The organism is Prauserella cavernicola (assembly GCF_016595675.1).
GTDB lineage: Bacteria > Actinomycetota > Actinomycetes > Mycobacteriales > Pseudonocardiaceae > Prauserella_A > Prauserella_A cavernicola.
Window position 1 is genome coordinate 196,777 of sequence record NZ_JAENJH010000007.1, and the last position, 21,282, is coordinate 218,058.

General features: G+C 71.5%; 20 protein-coding genes. 14 read left to right on the forward strand and 6 right to left on the reverse strand.

Annotated features, from left to right (window positions below; genetic code table 11):
* Positions 1–19: 19 nt before the first annotated feature.
* Entirely contained in the window at positions 20–658 is a 639-nt protein-coding gene (locus tag JHE00_RS25225) for a DUF5134 domain-containing protein (protein WP_200322486.1), read from the reverse strand.
* A gap of 227 nt (positions 659–885) precedes the next feature.
* Here JHE00_RS25225 and JHE00_RS25230 point away from each other — a divergent pair, with 227 nt between their 5' ends.
* Entirely contained in the window at positions 886–2,859 is a 1,974-nt protein-coding gene (locus JHE00_RS25230) for a cytochrome c oxidase assembly protein (RefSeq protein ID WP_200322488.1), read from the forward strand.
* A gap of 14 nt (positions 2,860–2,873) precedes the next feature.
* Here JHE00_RS25230 and JHE00_RS25235 read toward each other — a convergent pair whose 3' ends face one another.
* The gene (locus JHE00_RS25235; protein ID WP_200322490.1) at positions 2,874–3,608 is read right to left on the reverse strand and encodes a zf-HC2 domain-containing protein; all 735 of its coding nucleotides are present in this window, start codon (positions 3,606–3,608) and stop codon (positions 2,874–2,876) included.
* Positions 3,609–3,670: 62 nt separating this feature from the next.
* On the opposite strand from JHE00_RS25235, the gene JHE00_RS25240 reads away from it, so the two are divergent.
* The 6 genes from JHE00_RS25240 to JHE00_RS25265 all read left to right on the forward strand — a co-directional run bounded on the left by JHE00_RS25240 (position 3,671) and on the right by JHE00_RS25265 (position 10,092).
* On the forward strand, positions 3,671–4,243 hold the full coding sequence (locus JHE00_RS25240) for a sigma-70 family RNA polymerase sigma factor (RefSeq protein ID WP_200322492.1): 573 nt from the start codon (positions 3,671–3,673) through the stop codon (positions 4,241–4,243).
* 174 nt (positions 4,244–4,417) lie between these two features.
* A complete protein-coding gene (locus JHE00_RS25245; RefSeq protein ID WP_200322786.1) occupies positions 4,418–6,697 on the forward strand; it encodes a heavy metal translocating P-type ATPase in 2,280 nt (759 codons plus the stop codon).
* A gap of 69 nt (positions 6,698–6,766) precedes the next feature.
* Positions 6,767–7,186, forward strand: coding sequence for an anthrone oxygenase family protein (locus JHE00_RS25250; RefSeq protein WP_200322494.1), 420 nt, complete (start codon positions 6,767–6,769; stop codon positions 7,184–7,186).
* A gap of 91 nt (positions 7,187–7,277) precedes the next feature.
* Positions 7,278–7,865 carry a TetR/AcrR family transcriptional regulator gene (locus tag JHE00_RS25255; protein WP_200322496.1) on the forward strand — a complete coding sequence of 196 codons (588 nt, stop codon included), beginning with the start codon at positions 7,278–7,280 and terminating at the stop codon, positions 7,863–7,865.
* Complete coding sequence (locus tag JHE00_RS25260; protein WP_307832097.1) at positions 7,862–8,563, forward strand: VC0807 family protein; 702 nt, start codon at positions 7,862–7,864, stop codon at positions 8,561–8,563. Before JHE00_RS25255 ends, JHE00_RS25260 begins: the two co-directional genes overlap by 4 nt.
* The gene (locus JHE00_RS25265; RefSeq protein WP_200322498.1) at positions 8,560–10,092 is read left to right on the forward strand and encodes a carboxylesterase/lipase family protein; all 1,533 of its coding nucleotides are present in this window, start codon (positions 8,560–8,562) and stop codon (positions 10,090–10,092) included. Before JHE00_RS25260 ends, JHE00_RS25265 begins: the two co-directional genes overlap by 4 nt.
* Position 10,093: 1 nt before the next feature.
* On the opposite strand, the gene JHE00_RS25270 is transcribed toward JHE00_RS25265, so the two are convergent.
* Positions 10,094–11,113, reverse strand: a complete 1,020-nt coding sequence (locus JHE00_RS25270; RefSeq protein WP_200322500.1) for a DUF418 domain-containing protein — start codon at positions 11,111–11,113, stop codon at positions 10,094–10,096.
* A gap of 226 nt (positions 11,114–11,339) precedes the next feature.
* Here JHE00_RS25270 and JHE00_RS25275 point away from each other — a divergent pair, with 226 nt between their 5' ends.
* Positions 11,340–11,582: a hypothetical protein gene (locus JHE00_RS25275; protein ID WP_200322502.1), complete on the forward strand. Its 243-nt coding sequence runs from the start codon at positions 11,340–11,342 to the stop codon at positions 11,580–11,582.
* A 58-nt stretch (positions 11,583–11,640) separates the two neighbouring features.
* On the opposite strand, the gene JHE00_RS25280 is transcribed toward JHE00_RS25275, so the two are convergent.
* From JHE00_RS25280 to JHE00_RS25290, 3 genes are all read right to left on the reverse strand, one after another.
* On the reverse strand, positions 11,641–13,095 hold the full coding sequence (locus JHE00_RS25280) for an alpha/beta hydrolase (protein WP_200322504.1): 1,455 nt from the start codon (positions 13,093–13,095) through the stop codon (positions 11,641–11,643).
* Between the two features lie 149 nt (positions 13,096–13,244).
* Positions 13,245–14,687, reverse strand: a complete 1,443-nt coding sequence (locus JHE00_RS25285; RefSeq protein ID WP_200322506.1) for an MFS transporter — start codon at positions 14,685–14,687, stop codon at positions 13,245–13,247.
* A 134-nt stretch (positions 14,688–14,821) separates the two neighbouring features.
* Complete coding sequence (locus JHE00_RS25290; RefSeq protein WP_200322508.1) at positions 14,822–15,619, reverse strand: IclR family transcriptional regulator; 798 nt, start codon at positions 15,617–15,619, stop codon at positions 14,822–14,824.
* A gap of 122 nt (positions 15,620–15,741) precedes the next feature.
* Here JHE00_RS25290 and JHE00_RS25295 point away from each other — a divergent pair, with 122 nt between their 5' ends.
* From JHE00_RS25295 to JHE00_RS25320, 6 genes are all read left to right on the forward strand, one after another.
* Complete coding sequence (locus tag JHE00_RS25295) at positions 15,742–16,095, forward strand: bifunctional 3-phenylpropionate/cinnamic acid dioxygenase ferredoxin subunit (RefSeq protein ID WP_200322510.1); 354 nt, start codon at positions 15,742–15,744, stop codon at positions 16,093–16,095.
* Complete coding sequence (locus JHE00_RS25300) at positions 16,095–17,270, forward strand: NAD(P)/FAD-dependent oxidoreductase (protein WP_200322512.1); 1,176 nt, start codon at positions 16,095–16,097, stop codon at positions 17,268–17,270. Before JHE00_RS25295 ends, JHE00_RS25300 begins: the two co-directional genes overlap by 1 nt.
* 40 nt (positions 17,271–17,310) lie before the next feature.
* Positions 17,311–18,456, forward strand: a complete 1,146-nt coding sequence (locus JHE00_RS25305) for an aromatic ring-hydroxylating oxygenase subunit alpha (RefSeq protein WP_200322514.1) — start codon at positions 17,311–17,313, stop codon at positions 18,454–18,456.
* A 25-nt stretch (positions 18,457–18,481) separates the two neighbouring features.
* Positions 18,482–18,628, forward strand: coding sequence for a hypothetical protein (locus tag JHE00_RS25310; protein WP_200322516.1), 147 nt, complete (start codon positions 18,482–18,484; stop codon positions 18,626–18,628).
* 112 nt (positions 18,629–18,740) lie between these two features.
* A complete protein-coding gene (gene glyA / locus JHE00_RS25315; RefSeq protein ID WP_200322518.1) occupies positions 18,741–20,042 on the forward strand; it encodes a serine hydroxymethyltransferase in 1,302 nt (433 codons plus the stop codon).
* The gene (locus JHE00_RS25320) at positions 20,039–21,277 is read left to right on the forward strand and encodes a sarcosine oxidase subunit beta family protein (RefSeq protein ID WP_200322520.1); all 1,239 of its coding nucleotides are present in this window, start codon (positions 20,039–20,041) and stop codon (positions 21,275–21,277) included. Before glyA ends, JHE00_RS25320 begins: the two co-directional genes overlap by 4 nt.
* The last annotated feature ends 5 nt before the right edge of the window (positions 21,278–21,282 follow it).

The window sequence follows — 21,282 nt, forward strand, 5'->3', positions numbered from 1 at the left end:
TCTTTCTCGGGTGGGTGCGTCATCCCGCGAGCATCGCCAGGAACATCACGCCCATGCCGAAGCTCATCGCGCCGTGGCAGGCGCAGTCGGCGACCTCGCGGCCGGGCGCGGGCGAACGCGGGTCCGGCAGGTGCCTGCCGAGGGCGAAGGCGCGGGCGAGCCAGGGCAGGCACAGCGCGACGAAGCCGAGCCCGAGCGCCACGTGGCCAGCTATCAACGCCGTGGGGGAGCTCGCCGGGGACTGGGACAGCGATACCGCGTCACCCAGTGCGTGGTGGTGCCCGCCGCCGGAGTCCGGATCGGACCCGGCCATCAGTTCCGGCATGGTCGCGACCATCCAGGCCATCGCGGCCATCATCATCGCGTGGTGCGCACCGGCCCCACGCGGTGCCGTGTGACCGCCGGAGTGTGAGTGGCCCGCGGCCGTACGGCTCAGGAACCAGAGACAGCCGAGAGCGAAGAGGACCACCTGCGGGGCGAGTGGTATCGCCATGCCCCAGTGCCAGATCATGGCGATCATCGCCGCGCCCATGAGCGCGTGCCAGCCCGCGTCGACCCGCGCCCACGCGCCGAGCGACGGCAGCACCCGCAGGCACCACGCGGTCGTGGCCGCGAACAGCGCCGTCAGCAGCCAGGCGAGCACCGGAGAGCCGATCACGTTCCGTCCCGCCACTCGCGCAGCGGTGGTCCTCCGGTCTCGCCGACCCGCATGGCAGTCCCTCCCCGGCCCTCGCGCGGGTCCTGCTCCCACGCGGTTCACACCAGTGGTCGGGCCGGGGCGCGCCTGAGTTCGCGGCCGGGCCGCGATTTGACCCAGGTCACAGAACCGTTGACGGCCGGTGCCTCGCGGGAACTCGGGAGGGCGGTTGTTCGACCACTGAGGACATGAACGCCAGAACCGAGAGCGCCGGTCGCCGCGCTCGACTCTCCGCGGGTCTGTTGCTGGGTGCCGCGGCGGGGCTCGTCGTCGTGCTCGCGACCGTCGCGCTGGGCGGAGACGTGTACGGCCCGCTGGGCGACACCGAGCCGGGACCGCTGACGTCGTACACCTTCGCCGTCGTGCGGTTGCTCGCCGAGGGTGCGGGCGTGGTGTGCGTGGGCGCGCTCGCCTTCGCCGCATTCGTCGTACCGTCGCGCGGCACCGGTGCGCTCGTGGCCGACGCCTGGGCCGCGGCGCGGCTGGCCGGCCTCGCCGGTCTGGTGTGGACGGTCGCCGCCGTGCTGGCGGTGCCGTTGTCGGCCGCGGACGCCGCAGGGCAGCCGATCGGCACGCTGCTGTCGGTGCCCGCGTTGTTCGGCACCATCGACGCGGTCGAGGAAGCCAAGGCATGGCTGGTCGTAGCGGTGTTCGCCGCCGCGGTCAGCGCGGTGTGCCGGGTCGCGCTGCGCTGGCGCAGCACCGTCGGCGCGTGTGCCCTGGCGGTGGTGGGACTGCTGCCGCCGGTGGTCGTCGGGCACGCGGCGGTGGGGTCCTGGCACGACGTCATGACCAACGCGCTGGTCTGGCACGTGCCCGCGGCGAGTGTCTGGGTCGGGGCGCTGGTCGCGCTGCTGGCGCAGCAACGCCGCGGGGGCCCGGGCGGCACCATCGATTCGCGCGTGCTCGCCCGCTACGACCGGCTCGTCCTGCCGTGTGCGGTGGTGGTGGGGGTGTCGGGCGCGGTGGCCGGGTTCACCGGTGCGCGGCCGCAGAACCTGGGCTCCACCGGCTACGGGTCGCTGCTCGTGGTCCACGTCGCGGTGTTCGCGGCTCTGCTCGGGGTGCTGCTGGTCGTACGGAGGCGCCGGGGTGGTTCGGCGGTCTCACGCCGCAGGTTGCTGCTGGCCGAGGCGCTGCTGCTCGGAACCTCGCTGGGCGCGTCGCTGGGGCTGACGCACCTGGTGCTGCCGTCGTTTCTGTCCGCCCCGCCGAGCGTGCACGAGACCATCCTCGGCTACGACCTCGACGTCGCGCCGTCGCTGGCCGCGCTGGTCGCCGGGTGGCGGTTCGACCTGGTGCTGGGCACCATCGCCGTGGCAGCGACCGTGGCCTACGTGCTCGGCGCGCGCCGGTTGCGGCGCCGCGGCGATGTCTGGCCCGCCGGCCGCGTCGTCGCGTGGTGCGCGGGCTGGGCGGCCGTGCTGGTGGTGACGTCGTCGGGACTGGGCCGCTACGCGCCGGGCACGTTCAGCCTGCACATGGTGGCGCACATGACGTTGAACATGCTGGCGCCGGTGCTGCTCGTGCTCGGCGGGCCGATCACACTCGCGCTGCGTGTCCTGCCCGCCTCCGGCCGGAGCGGGGTCTCCGGTCCACGCGAGTGGCTGGTGGCTGTCGTCCACTCGCGCGCCGCCCGGCTGTTCGGCCATCCCGCCATCGCCGCGGTGCTGTTCGTCGGCTCCTTCTACGTCCTGTACTTCTCCGGCCTGTTCGGCGAGGCGATGCAGTACCACTGGGGGCACCAGCTGATGAACGTCCACTTCCTCGTCACGGGCTACCTCTTCTACTGGCTCGTGATCGGGGTGGACCGCCCGCCGCGGCCGCTGCCGCACCTGGTGCGGTTGGGGATGCTGTTCGCGGTCATGCCGTTCCACGCGTTCTTCGGGGTCATCGTGATGAACTCGCAGACCGTCATCGCCGAGACCTTCTACCGCTACCTGTCGCTGCCGTGGGTCGGCGACCTGCTCGCCGACCAGCGGCTCGGGGGCGCGATCGCCTGGGCGAGCGGCGAGGTGCCCATGGTGATCGTGATGGTGGCGCTGCTGCTGCAGTGGTCCCGGGCGGACGACCGCGAGGCCAAGCGCAAGGACCGTGCGGGCGACGACGAGTTCGCTGCCTACAACGCCATGCTCGCCGAGCTCGCCGCGCAGCGCCGCTGAAGGCCGGTGACCGCTCAGGCGGCGTCGCGCCGCGCCAGCGGCCCGCGGGCGGGGCGGTGCCGTGGCGAGGTGGGCAGGATCCGGGCGAGGCCGTCGCGCCCCGCTGTCCGCCAGGCACTCGCACCGCCGGGCTCCGCGCCGTCGGCCACCGGAGCGGGTCCCTCGCCGGAGCGGCTCTGCCGGTGGACGAAGAACAGCAGCACCACGCCGGCCAGCATGATGCCGTGGGAGAGCACGCGTCCCTCGGTGACAGCGCCGCCGACCAGGTCGGAGACCGACACCACCCCGAGCACCACGGCGAACCCGGTGAGCGCGGGCAGCAGACCACCCGCCGACTTCGGCCGCAGCGCGGCCCACAGCAGCCCGATGCCGATGGCGAGGTTCCACGCGGCACTCTCGTTGCCGAGGTGCCCGGCACCGGTCGCGTGCCCGGCGTGCGCGCCGCCCATGCCGAGCAGCTGCCCGAACCCGAGCCCGGCCTGGGCGAGCGCGATGACGGCCAGCGCCATGCGCAGTCCCCAGCGTTCGCGGGAGGGCGGCGTGGCGACGGCGACGATGCGGCTGGTCAGGTCCGGCACCTGCGGCGCCTCCGCCACCCGGAACGCCCGGTGCAGCGGCGCGGCCTGCTCCCACCAGAGGCGGCAGGACGCGCAGGAACCCAGGTGCTGGTCCACCATCCGGGGATCCAGGTTCTCGTCTTCGTTGTCCAGGCGCGCCGACAAGGCCTCCCGGTAGCTCGAACAGTCCACGTTGTAATGGTCGCGCGGACGGGCGGCGGAGTTCCCGGGCCCCTCGGCTAGGGTGCCTGACCGTGAGCCTCAGTGGACACCGCGACGACGACCGGACCACCGAACTGGCCCTGGCGGCCGGACGTGGTGACCGGGTCGCGTTCGAGGCGTGGGTCAGGGCGACCCAGGCCGACGTCTGGCGTTTCCTGGTCCACCTCAACGGGCGCGACACCGCCGATGACCTGACCCAGGAGACCTATCTGCGCGCGGTGAGCTCGTTGCCGCGCTTCGCAGGGCGGTCGTCGTCGCGCACCTGGCTGCTCTCCATCGCGCGCCGTGTGGTGGTCGACACCATCCGGCGCGAGACGGCGCGGCCGCGACTGGCCGAACAGGACTGGGAGAGCGTCGCCGAGCAGGCGCCGTCCGGCCGCCGGGGCGGCGTCACCGGCTTCGAGGCCGCTGTGGACACTCAGCTGCTGCTCGACGCGCTCGACCCCGAGCGCAGGGAGGCGCTGGTGCTGACCCAGGTGCTCGGCTACTCCTACGCCGAGGCGGCCGAGATCTGCGGATGCCCCGTCGGCACCATCCGCTCCCGAGTCGCGCGGGCGCGCGACGAACTGCTGCTGGTGCTGCGGGAACAGGGTCACGCGAGCTGACCCGGCTCCGCCACACACCGGACGAACCACCGGCCAGGTAGTCGCACGGCGCGCCGCCGGAGTTCCCGGGACCCGGGAACCTGTCGGCGAACGGGTCGAGTAGCGTGCGGTCAGTTCCTCGCCACACACCGGACGGCCACCACTGTCGATGCAGTGGACGAGGACGTGATGGCGATGACCGCGACGACCGCGGCGGGGCCGGTTTCCGCCGGCGACCAGCAGGACGAGCAGACCACGCGCACGGTCGAGCTCACCGTGACGGGCATGACCTGTGCGGCGTGCTCGGCGCGGGTCCAGCGTGGACTCAACAAACTTCCCGGCGTGAGCGCGTCGGTCAACTACGCGACCGAGCGCGCGATCGTCGAGCTCACCGGCGAGAGCGGCACCACCGCGGTGCTGGACCGGGTCGCCAAGCTCGGCTACTCGGCCTCGGTGCGCGGTGGCGAGGACGACGACACCGGTGCCGAGCGGGTCCGTGATCTGCGCCGCCGGCTGGTGGTCGCCGCCCTGCTCGCGCTGCCGCTCGGGAACCTGTCGATCAGCCTCGCCCTCGTGCCGTCGCTGCGGTTTCCCGGCTGGCAGGCGTTGTGCGTACTGCTCGCCGTGCCGGTGGTGTTCTGGTCGGCGCTGCCGTTCCACCGCGCCGCGTGGCGCGGGCTGCGGCACGGCTCGGCGAGCATGGACACGCTGGTCTCGCTCGGGGTGCTCGCGTCGTTCTGCTGGTCGGTGGCCGCGATGGTGGCCGGGGGCACCGAGCCGGGGTACTGGTTGGGGTTCGGCCCGACCCCGCCCGGTGCGGACGCGATCTACCTCGACGTCGCCGCGGGGGTGACCACGTTCCTGCTCGCGGGCCGGTACTTCGAGAGCCGGTCGCGGCGCGGTGCCACCGCGTTGCTGCGCGAGCTCGACGACCTGGCCGCCAAGGACGCGCGCGTGCTGCGCGACGGTGAGCAGCGGCTGGTTCCCGTCGGGGCGCTGGTGGTGGGCGACGTCCTGGTCGTGCTGCCCGGCGAGGCCGTTCCCGCCGACGGCGTGGTGGAGCACGGCCGGTCCAGTGTGGACGTCAGCGCGCTGACCGGCGAGCCGGTGCCCGCCGACCTCGCGAAGGGCGACCGCGTGATCGGCGCGAGCATCAACCAGACCGGGCGGCTGCTGGTGCGCGCCACGGAGGTGGGCGCGCACACCCAGCTGGCGCAGATGACCGCGCTCGCCGAACGGGCACAGCTGCGCAAGGCCGCCGTGCAGCGGCTGGTGGACCGGATCTGCGCGGTCTTCGTCCCCGTCGTGGTGGCGGTGTCGGTGGCGACGCTGGCCGGCTGGTTGCTGGCGGGGCAGGACCTGCGCCTTGCCGTGCAGGCCGCCGTCGCGGTGCTGATCATCGCCTGTCCGTGCGCGCTCGGCCTGGCCACGCCCACGGCCCTCATGGTCGGGGTGGGCCGCAGCGCGCAGCTCGGCATCCTCATCAAAGGCCCCGAGGCGCTGGAGGCGAGCCGCGCCGTGGACACCGTCGTGCTCGACAAGACCGGCACCCTGACGACCGGCACGATGACGGTCGTCGAGACTCACGCGGCGGACGAGGTCGGGACCGGCGAGGTGCTCCGGCTCGCCGGAGCGGTCGAGACCGGTTCCGAACACCCCATCGGGAAGGCCATCGCCGAGCGGGCGCGCGACGAACTCGGCGACCTGCCCTCGCCTGAGGACTTCACCGCGGTGCCCGGTTTCGGCGCGCACGCGGACGTGGACGGCGTGCGCGTGGTCGTCGGCAACGAGCGGCTGCTCGCCGAGCGGGACATCCCGGTGCCGCCCGAGCTGGCCGAGCGTCTCCGGCGGGCGCAGAGCCGGGCCGCGACGGCCGTCGTCGTCGCCGTGGACGGCAGGGCGATCGGCGTGCTCGTGCTGCGCGACCAGCTCAAGCCCTCGGCGTCCGCCGCCGTCGCAACCCTGCGGGAGATGGGGTTGCGCACGGTGCTGCTGACCGGCGACACCGAGGCCGCCGCGCGCACGGTCGCCGGCGAGCTCGGCATCGACGAGGTGCTCGCCGGAGTCCTGCCCGCGGACAAGGCGCGGACCATCGACCGGTTGCGTGAGAACGGGGCCAGGGTCGCGATGGTCGGCGACGGCATCAACGACGGTCCCGCGTTGGCCGGGGCGGATCTGGGCATGGCCATCGCCAGGGGCAGCGACATCGCGGTGCGCTCGGCGGACATGGTGCTGGTGCGGGAGGACCTGCGGGTCGTGCCCGACGCGATCCGGCTCGCGAACCGCACCCTCACCACGATCCGCGGCAACCTGGCCTGGGCGTTCGGCTACAACGTCGCCGCCATCCCGCTGGCCGCGGCGGGCGCGCTCAATCCGCTCATCGCCGGCGCCGCCATGTCGTTGTCATCGGTGCTGGTCGTCTCCAACAGCCTGCGGCTGCGTTCCTACGAACCGGGGGAGCCCGCGCGCCGCTGAGGGCTACACTCGCCGCTCTGCTGCTCGACCGTACTGACACCGGGAGGGTGAGCCGTGGGGGACCGATGGTTGACCGTGGCGAGACTGACCAACGCGCAGTGGTTCGCCGTGAGTGTGTTCGAAGCGGTCATCGACCTGCCCGGCCGGATCTCCCGTGAGCCAGGTTCAGGGGCGTTCGGTGAGGGCAGCCCCGCTCGCTACCACGTGCCGACGGCTCCGCTCATCCTCGGCGCGGCGGTCGGCGCCGCGGTCACGGCGCCGGCGAGCGAGCGGACGCCGCTCGTGGTGAGCGCGGCCTGCACGGGGGTGTCGGCAGCGGTGACGGTGCACCTCGTGCGCACGGTCAACGTCCCGTTGCTGACGGGCGCCGCGCCCGAGCGCTCCCGCCAGGGCCTGATCGACCGGTGGCACGCGCTCAACAAGGTGCGCCTGGTGCTGCTGGCCGGAGCCGGAGTGGCACTCGAGGTCGCTGCCCGCCGGAGGCGCTGACCCGCTCTTTCTGCCTCGCTGACCAGCAGTTTCCTGCTGTCAGTCGATCAGGTGACTTGCGAGTCTTGCTTGACCAAGCTACGTTTTGCTCATGCAAGCAAAAACCTTCACGGAGTCGGCTCGCCGGGCGCAGATCGTCGCGGCGGCTATCGAGACGATCGCGGAGGAGGGCTACGCCAAGGCCTCGTTCACCAAGATCGCCGCACGCGCCGGGCTGTCGAGCACGGGGCTGATCTCCTATCACTTCGCCAACAAGCGCGAGCTCGTCGAGCAGGTCGTGACCGCGGTGTACTCCGAGCTCGGGCGGGCCCTGACCGAGCGGGTGGACGCGCAGTCGAGTGCCTCCGCCGCGTTGCGCGCCTACATCGAGAGCAACGTCGAGTTCGCCTCGGCGCACGCGCTCCAGATGCGGGCACTGCTGAACATCTTCATCAGCGGTGACCTCGACTACGACGAGGACTCCGAGCGCGACGTCGTGTCGCCCGTGGAACGGATCCTGCGCTGGGGCCAGGACACCGGCGAGTTCCGCGACTTCAACGTCCGGGTCATGGCCACCACCATCCAGCGTTCCGTGGAAGGTCCGACGTTCCTGCTCGCCCGCGATCCCGACCTCGACACGACGGAGTACGCGGCGGAGCTGGTGCGCCTGTTCGAGCTCGCCACCGGGAGCACGTCGTGAGCGCCCGCGCCACCGGGACGGGTGGCCACCTGGGCATGCTGCTGTTCGATCTCGTCGTGCCGATCGTGGGGTTCTACGTGCTGCGGGCGCTCGGCGTCGAGCCGGTGCTCGCGCTGATCCTCGCCGGGGTTCCGACCATCGTCCACTTCGGATACCGCGCGATCGCGAAACGCAAGCTCGACGCGCTCGGGATCTTCGTGCTCGTGGTGCTGGCCGGCAGCGTCGCGCTGTCGTTCGTCACCGGCAGCGCGCGGTTCCTGCTCGCGAGGGAGGGCTGGTTCACCGGCGTCATCGGCATCGGTTTCCTCGCCACTCTGTGGACGGCGCGGCCGCTGGCGTTCCGCATGGCGCGCGGGATGCTGGAGCACTCGACGCTCGCGGCCACGCTGCGGCCCGACACGTGGGACGCCCGCTGGGAGGGTTCGGCCCGGTTCCGCCGTACGTGGCGCGTGGCCACCGTGCTCTGGGGCGTCGGGCTGCTCGCCGACGCGGTGGCCAGGGTCGTGATGGCCTACACGCTGCCGACCGACACGGTCCCCGCGCTCGGGGGAGTGCTGTGGGCGGTCACGTTCGTCCTGTTGCAGGTCGTCCAGCACCTGTACTTCACCAAGGTCGGTCTCTGGCGCTCGCTGCGGGAGGACCCGGAGTTCGCCGCGGGCGGCCTCCCCGCGACGCGATCCGGAGGTGCGCACTCATGACCCGACGCGACTCCGGTACGTCGTGGCCAGACATCGCGGCCCAGGAGGCGGGCGACCCGCTGGTGGTGGAACTCTGCACCGGCCCGGTCCGCGGAGCCGACACCGGCACCGCGCACACCTTCACCGGCATCCCCTACGCCGCGCCGCCGGTCGGCCCGCTGCGCTGGCGGGACCCGCAGCCCGTCGCACCGTGGGACGACGTCGTCGAGGCGACCACGCCAGGCAGCCTGTGCCCGCAGCTGGGTCCCTTCGGGGAAGGCGCTTCGGAGGACTGCCTGTTCCTCAACGTCACCGCGCCGCGCGAGCGCACCGGCGCGCTGCCGGTGCTGGTGTGGCTGCACGGAGGCGGCTACACGGTCGACGGCGGTAGCCTCTACGACGCCCAGCGGCTGGCCGCACAGGGTGACGTCATCGTGGTGACGGTCAACTACCGCCTCGGCATCTTCGGCTACTTCGGACACCCGGGCCTGCCCGGCTCCGGCAACTTCGGGCTGGCCGACCAGCTCGCGAGCCTGCGCTGGGTGCGGCGCAACGCGGCCGCGTTCGGCGGCGATCCCGGCAACGTCACGCTGTTCGGCCAGTCCGCGGGAGCGATGAGCGCTTCGGCACTGCTGACCAGCCCCGCGGCGGCAGGCCTGTTCCACAAGGTCATCCTGCAGTCCGGTCCCGGGCTGCTCCACTGGGGTGAGGGCGTGATGTTCCCGAACTCGCCCGCCCACACGCCCTACGCCTCGCGCGCGACCGTCGACGCCACGGGTGTGCGCGTCGCGGCCGCGCTCGGGTGCCGGGGTTCCGATGCCGTCGAGCTCCTGCGGCACATACCGGTGAGCGACCTGCTCGAGCACACCGGCGAGTTCGCCAACCACCTCGCCTACGGCACCCCGCTGCTGCCACGCGACCCGGCGGAGGCGCTGCGCCGTCGCGAGTTCCACCGGGTGCCGGTGATCTCCGGCGGCACGCGCGACGAGATGCGCCCGTTCATCGGCGGCGCGAGCCTGCTGGAGCCGATCACTGGCGCCCGCTACCCCGAACTGCTGCGCCACTCCTTCGGTGACGACGCCGACCGGGTGGCCACGCGCTATCCCCTGGAGGACTACGAGTCCGCCGCGATGGCCTGGGCGACGGTCACCACCGACGCCTCGTGGGCGCGGGACACGGCGGCGGCCAACCGGCTGCTGGCCAGGCACTGCCCGGTCTACGCCTACGAGTTCGCCGATCGCACCGCCCCGAACGTCAACGGCATGGAGATCGCCGGGCTGCCGATGGGTGCCGCCCACGCCTCCGAGCTGCCGTACCTGTTCGACCTGCTCGGCCACGACTTACTGACACCGCAACAGCACCAGCTCGGCGACACGATGATCGCCCACTGGACGACCTTCGCCCGCACCGGCGACCCCAACGGGCCGGGCAACCCGGACTGGCCCCGGTTCGACCACACCGGTCGGGTGCTGCAGTTCGCCCCCGGGGCGGTCCACCCGGTCGACCACCGCGCCCGGCACCAGTGCGACTTCTGGGACCGGCTTCGGTGAGCTAGCGACCGCTCGTGGCGGGTAGCCGGATGTCCACGAGGCTCCACCAGGTGACGCAGCGCCACGCCCACTCCAGCGGCCCGTAACGGAAGCGCGCCAGCCACCAGCGGCTCCAGATCGCCTGCACCACCAGGATCGCCGCGGCGAGCCCGAGCAGCCTCGGCCATGCCGTCGACTCCGGCAGCCCCAGCAGCGGACCGAAGGAGATGACCAGCAGTGTCGCCGTGAGGTAGTTGGTGAGGGCCATCCGGCCGAGCGCCTCCAGCGTCGGCGCACACCACCGGCCGACCCTGGTCCGTAGGAACAGCAGCAGTCCCGTGGCGTAGGCGAGTGCCATGACCAGACCGGCGACGCCGGAGGAGACGGTGAAGCCCGCGTTGAGCGGATCTTGCTCCTGCCACAGCAGAGCGGCGACCGAACCCGCGACCGCGAGCAGGAACACGCCCAGCAGGTGCGGGCCGATCCGGTGCAGGGACTCGGGGATCTCGAACAGGGCCAGTGCGAACCCGGTGATCAGCAGGCCGGGCAAGGCCGCGCCGCTGCCGGCCAGCGCGATCGGCACCACGGTCGTCACCAGCCCGACGGTCAGGGTGATCCAGCGGGGCGCCCAGCTGAGCGGCAACAGCGCCACGATGCCGATGATCGCGTACGGCAGCAACGCCTCACCCGGTTGCAGCAGGTGGTGCGCGGCCCCCAGCGCCGCGAGCGCGACCAGTCTGCGCAGCAACAACAGCCGCGGGTGGTCCGCCTTCGCCTGCGCACGGCGGAGGAAGATGCCGAAGCCCACGCCGAACAGCAGCGAGAACAACGGGAAGAACCGCTGCTGCGCGGTCAGGTCGAGGATGTGGGGAATGAGCAGCTTCTCCTGGTCCTCGGTGCTGCGCATCAGCATCAGCTGCTGGATGTTGACCAGCAGGATCCCGCCCAGTGCGAATCCACGCAGCGCGTCGAGCTGGCCGATGCGCGGACCCGAACTCGACGTCGGAGCCCCGGGCCTCTCTGCCACCGCGGCAGCGGTCATGTGGTGTCATTCCCTTCGGGTGCAACGATGTAGTGATCACTAAGGATGTCCGGGGAACGCGGCCCCGGCATCGGCCTGCCGGGCGGGACAACGAGCGACACATCGGCCGTCCGGCCGATCTGGGGCGGCCGTGTGGCCGAGGGAGCACGATCGGTCCTGCGGAGAACCGGACGAACCGTCTAGAATGGTCGTTCGCCGCACGGTCGACTCGCTGGGGAGGTCGCCGATGAGTTCTGTCGTCTGGATCGCGCTCGCAGCCGCGGCGGGTGTTCTGCTGCTGTCGTTCCTGTTCGATCTTCGCGCACGCAGGCGGGGGCACCGGTTTCGTGACTCCGGGTCCATGTGGCGCGATGTCAGGGAGGTCCGCAGGGACACCAGGGCAGGCAAGACCGGTGGCTGGTTCCGCAAGGACATCGGGTGGACGCACAACAGCCGTCGCGACGACGGCGACCACCGGGGTTTCCGGTAGTCCACTGAGGACGAAAACGGGGCCCGCGGACGATCCGCGGGCCCCGTTTCTCGTCCGGCTAGTTCGCGCCCGGCGCGGGCGCGACCGGGCAGTCGACGTCGGCCGAGGGGAGCTCACCCGTGCGGAGGTACTCCAGCACCGGCGTGTCGATGCAGTCGTTGGTCTCGAACAGGAACTGGCCGTGGTTGCCGCCCTCGGCCAGTACCAGCCGCGAGCCGGGCAGGGTCTCCTGCATCCGGTGCGCGCCGATGGCCGGGGTGGCCGGGTCGTCCTGTGCCTGTACCAGCATGACCGGCGGCACGTCGCCCTCGCCGATCTCGACGCGCTCCTGTGGCGGGGCGCCCCAGAACGCGCACGACGCCGAGTACCAGGTGTTCAGCCACGCGAACAGCGGGGCCGTCCCGGCCGAGCGGGCGGTGTCGTCGTGCCAGGTCTGCCACTCGGTCGGCCACACACCGTCGACGCAGTTGTAGGCGAGCTGGGAGCCGTTGACGGTGTCGAGCCCGAGCTCCTCGGTGGCGCTGACCAGGCCGCTGGCATCGCCGTCGCGGTACTTCGACACGGCGCCCGCCAGCGTGGGCCAGGAGGTGTCCGAGTACATGGTGGAGGCCAGCATCTCGCCCAGCGCGGCGCTGCCGACCTTGCCCTCGGCGGGTTGTGCCTCCAGCTTGTCGGCCATCTCGTCCCACGCGCGCTGGACACGGCTGCCGGTGACGCCGAGGTGGTACTGGTCGTCGCGCTCGGCGATCCAGTCGAAGAACTGCTCCGCCCGCTTCTGCATGGCGTTGTTCTGCTGGAAGCCCGACTCGTAGACGCTGACCGTCGGGTCCACGACGCTGTCGAGCACCATCCGGCCGGTGGTGTCGGGGAACAGCGTCGCGTAGGTCGCGCCGAGCTTCGTGCCGTAGGAATAGCCCAGGTAGTCGAGCTTGTCCTGGGCCAGCGCGGACCTGATGCGGTCCAGGTCGCGGGCCGCGTTGGCCGTGGTGATGTGCGGCAGCAGGTCGCCGGAGTTCTCGGCGCACGCCTCGGCGGCCTGGCGGGCGATGTCCACCCGCTGCTGCTCCTGGTCCGCGTCGGCGGGCTCGTGCGGCGGCAGCGGGGTCGGGAAGATGCCCGAGGTGTCGCCGCAGTCCACGGGCGAGCTGGCGCCGACCCCGCGCGGGTCGAACCCGACGACCAGGTACTGGCTCGAGACCTCCGGCGGCAGCGACGACCAGATCTGCTTGGGCGTGCCGATGCCGGACTCACCGGGTCCGCCCGGGTTGACCACGAGGGCCTCGGGCGCGTCCAGAGACCCGGCGGCGGAGAGCGTCAGGGTGATCTGCTCGCCGGAGGAGTCCTCGTAGTCCAGCGGCACGTCGATCGTGGCGCACCCGGTGCCGCGGGGTGCGTTGAGCTCGGGAGCGCACTCCGACCACTCGAGGTCCGGCGCGGCGGCGGCCGGTGTCACGGCCAGCCCCGCGGCGGCCATCCCGGCCACGACGGCCAGGACTGTTGCTCGGGCTCTCATCAGTTGTCTTCCCCTCCACCGGTGATCCCGCGCGCGGCCCCTCGCCACGCGGCCACAGTGGACGGTACTCGCGGCCGGTCGGAGCCGCTTGGTCTGAACCAGAGGTGAGCCGGTCGGTCAGCACGTCGGGTGACCACCGTGCGGGGTGCTCAGGGCAGGTGGTCGCGCGGCGGCGGGTTCTCCAGTGGGACACCGGTGTCGGACAGCTCCGGAGGTGGGAGCTCGGCGCTCGACGCCAGCGGCGCCGCACCGGCGAGGGGAGAGCCCGCGGACTCGGTGAGGAACAGGGTGGCGAGCAGGCCGATCACCCCGGCACCGATCAGGTAGTAGCCGGGCCAGTCGAGGTTGCCGGTGGCCGTCACCGCCACCCCGACGACGGTCGGCGCGGTACCGGCGAACGCCGAGACGACCACGTTGAAGATGATCGCCAGGCTGCCGTAGCGGATGAACGTGGGAAATAGCGCGGGCAGCGTCGACGGGGTGACGGCGGCGAAGCACACCAGTGTGAAGCCCAGGATGAGCAGTCCGGCGATCTGGCCTCCCAGTCCGCTCTGGAGCAGCCACACCGCGGGCAGTCCGAGCAGGATGAGCGACATGCTGCCGGTGATCAGGATGGGTTTGCGGCCGATCCGGTCGCTGAGCCTGCCGAGGAACACCACGACGCAGAGCATCACGACCATGACGGCGACCTGCAGCGTGGTGGAGACGGCCTCGCTCGTGCCGCTGCGGCCGTGGTCGGGAAGGGTGCCGGTGAGGTAGGTCGGCACGTAGTTGGTGAGCACGTAGTTGGTGACGTTCCAGGCGATCACGAGCCCGCCCGCGATCAGCGCGGCGGAGCGGTAGTGGGTCAGCAGTATCTGGAACACGCGGCGCAGCGCCATGGTGGCCATCGCGGGGGAGCGATCCATCAGCTGCGTGAACGCCGGGGTCTCCTCCAGCCGGATGCGCAGGTAGATCCCGACGATGCCGAGGGGCAGCGCGAGCATGAACGGGATCCGCCAGCCCCAGGACAGCAGGTCGTCATCGGGCAGCACGGCGATGAGGATCGCGCAGACGCCGGCCCCGAGGGTGTAGCCGAGCAGGGTGCCGAACTCCAGCCAGCTGCCGAAGTAGCCGCGTCTGCGGTCGGGCGCGTACTCGGCGACGAGCGTGAGCGCGCCGGTGTACTCGCCGCCCGCGGAGAACCCCTGCAGCATTCGGATGACCAGGACGATGAGCGGAGCCGCGATGCCGATGCTGCCGTAGCTCGGCACCAGTCCGAGCAGCACGGTGGCCACCGCCATCAGCAGCACCGTCGCTGCCAGCACCTTGGTGCGGCCGATCCGGTCTCCCAGCGGTCCGAGGATCACTCCGCCGAACGGGCGGGCGAGGAACGCGGCGGCGAAGGCGCCGAGCGTGAGGACCGCCGACCACTCGCCGGCCTCGGGAAAGAAGACCCGGTCCAGCACGACCGCGGCGAGATAGGAGTAGACGCCGAAGTCGTACCATTCGGCGACATTTCCGAGAGTGGCCGCCGTGGTGGCGCGGCGGATCGTCCGTCTGTCCTGGACGAAGGCCCGGCGGGAGGCCGGCCGCTCGCCCGCCGGGCTCACCCGGCCGGCTCGGCTCGCGGAACGTCCGCGAGTGCCCTCGAGTGAGGTGGATCCATGATCACCTTCCGCGTACCGTACAACTGATATATCTGGCGAACGTAATCGCTGTGCCTGGGTGGGTCAAGCAATGGCTGCTACGGGATCACCAGCAGCCGCAGCCGCGTGAGGATCTCGTCGGCGGCCTGGGTGAGCACGCGGGCGATGTCCTTGAAGTCGTCGGGGCCGAGGTGTTCCTCGGGTGCGGAGACGCTCAGCGCCCCGGCGATGCGCCCGCCGGGCGCGCGCACGGGCACGGCCACGGAGTTGAGCCCGGTCTCCAGTTCGCCGATCGTCGCGGCCCAGCCCCGATCGCGAACACGGTTCAGGTCTGCCAGCAGCGCGCCGCTCGCCGTGACGGTCTTGGCGGTGAACCGCTGCCGGGGGCGTTCCAGCGTCCCGCTCAGTTCCTCGAATCCGAGGCTCGCCAGGAGCACCTTGCCGGTGGCGGTCGCGTGCAGCGGCATCCGGAGCCCGATCCAGTTCCGCTCCGTGCTGGGTTCCTGCGCCACGGCCGTCGCGCCGCCGCCCTCGAGCACGCTCAGGCTGATCGTGCCCTGGAGTTCGGCCGCCAGCCGGGCGCACACCGGCCGCCCTTCGCGGGCGATGTCCAGCTGTGCGGCGGTGGCGCCCGCGAGCCGCACGATGCCGAAGCCGAGCCGGAACTTCCCACGATTGCCGTCCTGCTCGACAAAGCGGAACTTCTCCAGCGCCGACAGCAGTCGCGTGGTGGTCGACTTGTGGACGCCGAGTTCGCGCGCCAGTTCGGTGACGCTCGACGGTCCGCGCTGGGCCAACAGGGTGAGGATCGAGAGGGCGCGATCGACGGTTTGACTGGGGGGCCTGGGATCGGGCGAACCGTTGGCGGCTGTGGTGGGGTCGCCAGTGTTGTGCATGTTGCAACTCCGGGGCTGCGTGGGCGTCTTCTGCGTTCGGGCGATTGACGGGCCCCGGAAACCTAGCCGATCCTCTGTTGCGTATAGCACGGCGTGTTCCGCGATAAGCAACAGGAGCGAGAATGATTCTAGTTGGCGCGGTGTCCGAGATTCCCGTCGGAGAGTCTGTACGTGTGCAGGGCCAGGTCGCAATCGCGGTCTTCAACGTGGACGGCGAGTTCTACGCGATCGACGACACCTGCACCCACCAGGACGCGTCGCTGTCCGACGGCTGGCTCGAAGGATGCGCGGTGGAGTGCCCGCTGCACGCCGCGTGTTTCGACCTCCGGACCGGCCGTCCGAGCGGCCCGCCCGCGAGGAAGCCGGTGCGGACACACGAGGTGGTGCTCGTGGACGACCAGGTCTACGTGCACGAGACCATCGGTACCGGCGTCCCGGCGGAGGTCGTCGGCGCGGGGTCCGGAGAGATCCGTTGATGAGGGCGGTCACCGTGGTCGGCGCGTCGCTCGCCGGCCTGACCGCCGTACGTGCACTGCGGGACCAAGGTTTCGACGGTCGCATCACCGTGGTGGGCGAGGAGCCCCACGCCCCCTACGACCGGCCCCCGTTGTCGAAGGAGTTCCTGGCGGGCACCGTGTCCGAGGCCGACCTCGCGCTCGAGACCCCCGAGGACACCTCGCTGGGCGCAGACTGGCGGCTCGGCCGCACCGCCGCGTCGCTCGACACCGCCGGGCGCGCGGTCGTGCTCGACGACGGTGAACGGATCGTCTCCGACGGCGTGGTGCTGGCGACCGGAGCCCGCGCCCGGTGCCTGCCGGGGCAGGCGCTCGACGGGGTCCACACCCTCCGCACGCTCGACGACGCGATCGCGCTGCGCAAGGTGCTCGTTCCCGGCTCGCGCCTCGTGGTGATCGGCGCGGGGTTCATCGGTTCCGAGATCGCCTCGACCGCCGCGGGCATGGGCCTGCGGGCCGATGTCGTCGAGACCGAGCCGGTGCCGCTGCGCAAACCGCTCGGCCTGGAGATGGGCAGGCTGTGTTCTCGCCTGCACGCCACGAAGAACGTCCGGCTGCACACCGGAGCCGGGCTCGCCGGGCTCGTCGGCACGACGCGGGTCACCGGGGTGAAGCTGACCGACGGCCGCGAACTGCCCGCCGACGTCGTGGTGCTGGGCATCGGCGCCTCGCCGTGTGTCGACTGGCTGATCGGCTCCGGCGTCGAGCTCGTCAACGGCGTGCGCACCGACGCGCGCGGCCTCACCACCGTGCCCGGAGTGGTCGCGGTCGGCGACTGCGCCAACTCCGACCGGGCCCACGCGAGCGAGCCGGTGCGCCTCGAACACTGGACCAACGCCGTCCAGCAGCCGATCGCCGCCGTCGCCGCATTGCTGGACCGCGAGCACAACCCGCCGGCCCACCACGCGCTGCCCTACTTCTGGTCCGACCAGTACGGCCACCGCATCCAGTTCGCCGGTCACCGCACCGAGGGCTCCACGGTGGAGGTGCTCGAGGGCGACGTCGACTCCTTCGACTTCCTCGCCCTCTACCGCGACCGCGACGGCAACCCGGAGGCGGTGCTCGCGGTGGACCGCGCCCGCTCGTTCGGGCGCTGGCGCCGTCAGCTCGCCGGGCTGTTGTCGCCCGCGCACTGACCGACCCACGTTTCCTGGCGTAGCCCGAGAAAGGACCACCGTGAGTTCCGTCGAACTTCCGCACCAGCAGCCGGAGCCCGCAACCAGCCTCATCCCGACTCTTCCCGGCGCCCACTACACCGATCCGGCCCTCTTCGAGCGCGAGCAGCGGCGGATCTTCCAGGCCCACTGGTTCGCCGCGGCCCGCAGCAGCGACCTGCCGGACCCCGGCGCCTTCCGCACGGTCGACGTCGGCGGAGAGAGCGTCCTGATCGTGCGCGGCCGCGACCGTTCGCTGCGCGCGTTCCTCAACGTGTGCAGGCACCGCGGCGCGCGGCTGTGCGTGGAGGACTCCGGCGCCGTGCGCCGGTCCCTGCAGTGCCCGTACCACGCGTGGACCTATGGACTCGACGGCTCGCTGATCGCCGCGCCCAACCTCAACTCGATGCACGACGTCGACCGTGGCGAGTACGGGCTGATCACGGTCGCGCTGCGCGAGTGGCTCGGCACGGTGTGGGTGTGCCTGGCCGACGAGCCGCCGTCGTTCGCCGACTCCGTGCAGTCCGCCGTCACCGGCAGGCTCGGCGACGACGAGGCCATCGAGGAGTGGGGGATCGACGAGCTCGTGGTGGGCCGCCGGATCACCTACGACGTCAAGGCGAACTGGAAGCTGATCGTCGAGAACTTCATGGAGTGCTACCACTGCGCGACGATCCACCCCGAGCTCACCGAGGTGCTGCCCGAGTTCGCCGACGGCTACGCGGCCCAGTACTTCGTGGGCCACGGCGCCGAGTTCGGCGAGGACGTCGGCGGCTTCACCGTGGACGGGCAGTCGTCGGGCTTCGACAAGCTCTCCGGGGTCGGCGCCGACCACGACCGCCGCTACTACGCGATCACCGTCAACCCCCAGGTGTTCATCAACCTGGTGCCCGACCATGTCATCTTCCACCGCATGTACCCGATGGCGGTGGACCGCACCGTCGTCGAGTGCGACTGGCTCTACCCGCGGTCCGTGATCGACAGCGGCGCCGACCTGAGCAAGTCGGTGGAGCTGTTCCACCGCGTCAACCAGCAGGACTTCGACGCGTGTGAACGGTGTCAGCCCGCGATGTCCTCGAAGGCCTACGCCGCGGGCGGGGTGCTGGTGCCCAGCGAGCACCACATCGGAGAGTTCCGCGACTGGGTCGCCGACGCCATTTCGGACTGACCGCCACGAACAGGAGGCACCCAGCATGGCGCAGAAAGCCGGCGGAGTCGTCTCGCCCGAGAAGGGCGCGCCCGTCTCGGGCGAGACCGTCGTGCGCGCCGGGCACGGCGAGCAGACCCCGACCGGGGCGGAGGCGCCTGGCTTGTCCGAGTGGATCAGCCGGGGCTTCTAGCCCTCCGGTTCCGGGCCGGTTTCGGTATTGACCCGGAACGGGCACGCGTCCTACCTTGGCAAATAATTGATATATCAGTTCTCCGATAAAGATATGACGGGAGTGGCACCGCATGTCGGTAACCGTTGATCGCCAGGAGACACCGGCTCCCGAACGGGTGCTCGGACTGCCGCTGGCGCACGTCGATCCGGAGGTCCACCGGGTGATCAACCTGGAGGTGGCCCGTCAGCGCGGCACGCTGGAGATGATCGCCAGCGAGAACTTCGCCCCGCTGAGCGTGCTCGAGGCACAGGGCTCGGTGCTGACCAACAAGTACGCCGAGGGTTACCCCGGCCGTCGCTACTACGGCGGCTGCGAGCACGTCGACACGCTGGAGCAGCTGGCGATCGACAGGGCGAGGTCGTTGTTCGGTGCCGAGTTCGCCAACGTGCAGCCGCATTCGGGTGCGCAGGCGAACTCCGCGGTCATGGCGGCGCTGCTGCGGCCCGGCGACACGTTCCTCGGCCTCGACCTCGCGCACGGCGGGCATCTCACCCACGGCATGCGCCTCACCTTCTCGGGCAGGTACTTCGACGCCGTGCCCTACCACGTGCGCGAGGACGACCACCTCGTCGACATGGCCGAGGTCGAGCGCCTGGCCCGTGAGCACCGGCCGAGGCTGATCGTGGCCGGCTGGTCGGCCTACCCGCGCCAGCTCGACTTCGCGGAGTTCCGGCGCATCGCCGACGAGGTCGGCGCGTACCTGATGGTCGACATGGCGCACTTCGCCGGTCTGGTGGCCGCCGGGCTGCACCCGTCGCCGGTGCCCTACGCCGACGTGGTCACCTCCACCACCCACAAGACGCTCGGCGGCCCGCGCGGCGGCGTGATCCTGGCGCGGGCGGAGCTGGCGAAGAAGCTCAACTCCGGCGTGTTCCCCGGGTTGCAGGGCGGGCCTCTGGAGCACGTGATCGCGGCCAAGGCGGTGGCGTTCAAGCTCGCCGCCGAGCCCGGGTTCCGGCTGCGGCAGGAGCGCACTCTCTCCGGGGCGAGGATCCTCGCCCGGCGGCTGCTGGCCGAGGACGGCGTCGGCGTGGTCTCCGGCGGCACCGACGTGCACCTGGTGCTGGTGGACCTGCGCCACTCCGAACTGGACGGCAAGCAGGCGGAGGACCGGCTGCACCGCGTGGGAATCACGGTGAACCGCAACGCCGTCCCCTTCGACCACCGGCCGCCGATGGTCGCCTCGGGCGTGCGCATCGGCACAGCCGCGCTGGCCGCCCGCGGCTTCGGCGATGCCGACTTCACCGAGGTCGCCGACATCATCGCGGTGGCACTGCGTCCCGGGACCGATGAGGCCGCTCTGGACGAGCTGGCCACCAGGGTCGCGGCACTGGCCGACCGGCACCCCCTCTACCCGGAGCTGCGGACATGAACGACGTGACGACCGCGCCGGGTGCGGACCTGCCCGAGCACCCCGACTTCCTCTGGCGCAACCCGGAACCGAAGAAGAATTACGACGTCGTGATCATCGGCGGCGGCGGGCACGGCCTGGCGACGGCGCACTACCTGGCGAAGAACCACGGGATCACCAACGTGGCCGTGCTGGAGAAGGGCTGGCTCGCGGGCGGCAACATGGCCCGCAACACCACGCTGATCCGGTCGAACTACCTCTGGGACGAGTCGGCCGCGATCTACGAGCACGCGCTGAAGCTGTGGGAGGGGCTGGAGGACGACCTCGGCTACCCGATCCTGTTCTCCCAGCGCGGGGTGCTGAACCTCGCGCACACCGAGCAGGACATCCGCGACTCGGTGCGCCGGGTGGAGGCCAACAAGCTCAACGGCATCGACGCGGAGTGGCTCGGCCCGGACGAGGTCAAGCGGATCTGCCCGATCATCAACACCTCGGGCGACATCCGCTACCCGGTGCGGGGGGCGACCTACCAGCCGCGGGCGGGCATCGCCAAGCACGACTACGTGGCGTGGGGTTTCGCGCGCCGCGTCGACGAGGCCGGGGTGGACCTGATCCAGGACTGCGAGGTCACCGGGTTCACTGTGGACGGTGACAGGGTGACCGGCGTGCGCACCAGCCGCGGCGACATCGGCTGCGGCACGGTGGCGCTGTGCGCCGCGGGGCACACGTCGGTGCTGCTGGACGAGCTGGGCGTGCGCACACCGTTGCAGTCGCATCCGTTGCAGGCGCTGGTCTCCGAGCTGCTGGAGCCGGTGCACCCGACGATCGTGATGTCCAACGCCGTGCACGTGTACGTCTCGCAGGCACACAAGGGCGAGCTCGTGATGGGTGCGGGCGTGGACTCCTACAACGGGTACGGACAGCGGGGCGCGTTCCACATCATCGAGCGGCAGATGGCCGCCGCGGTGGAGCTGTTCCCCGTGTTCGCCCGCGCGCACCTGCTGCGGTCGTGGGCGGGCATCGTCGACGTCACGCCCGACGCGAGCCCGATCGTGGGGCACACGCCGTACGAGAACGTGTTCGTCAACGCGGGGTGGGGGACCGGCGGGTTCAAGGCGACGCCGGGACTGGGCTGGTGCTTCGCGCACACCATCGCGCACGGGCAGCCGCATCCCTACGTCGCCCCGTTCAGCCTCGACCGGTTCACCACCGGCGCACTCGTCGACGAACACGGCGCCGCCGCCGTCGCCCACTAGGAGGA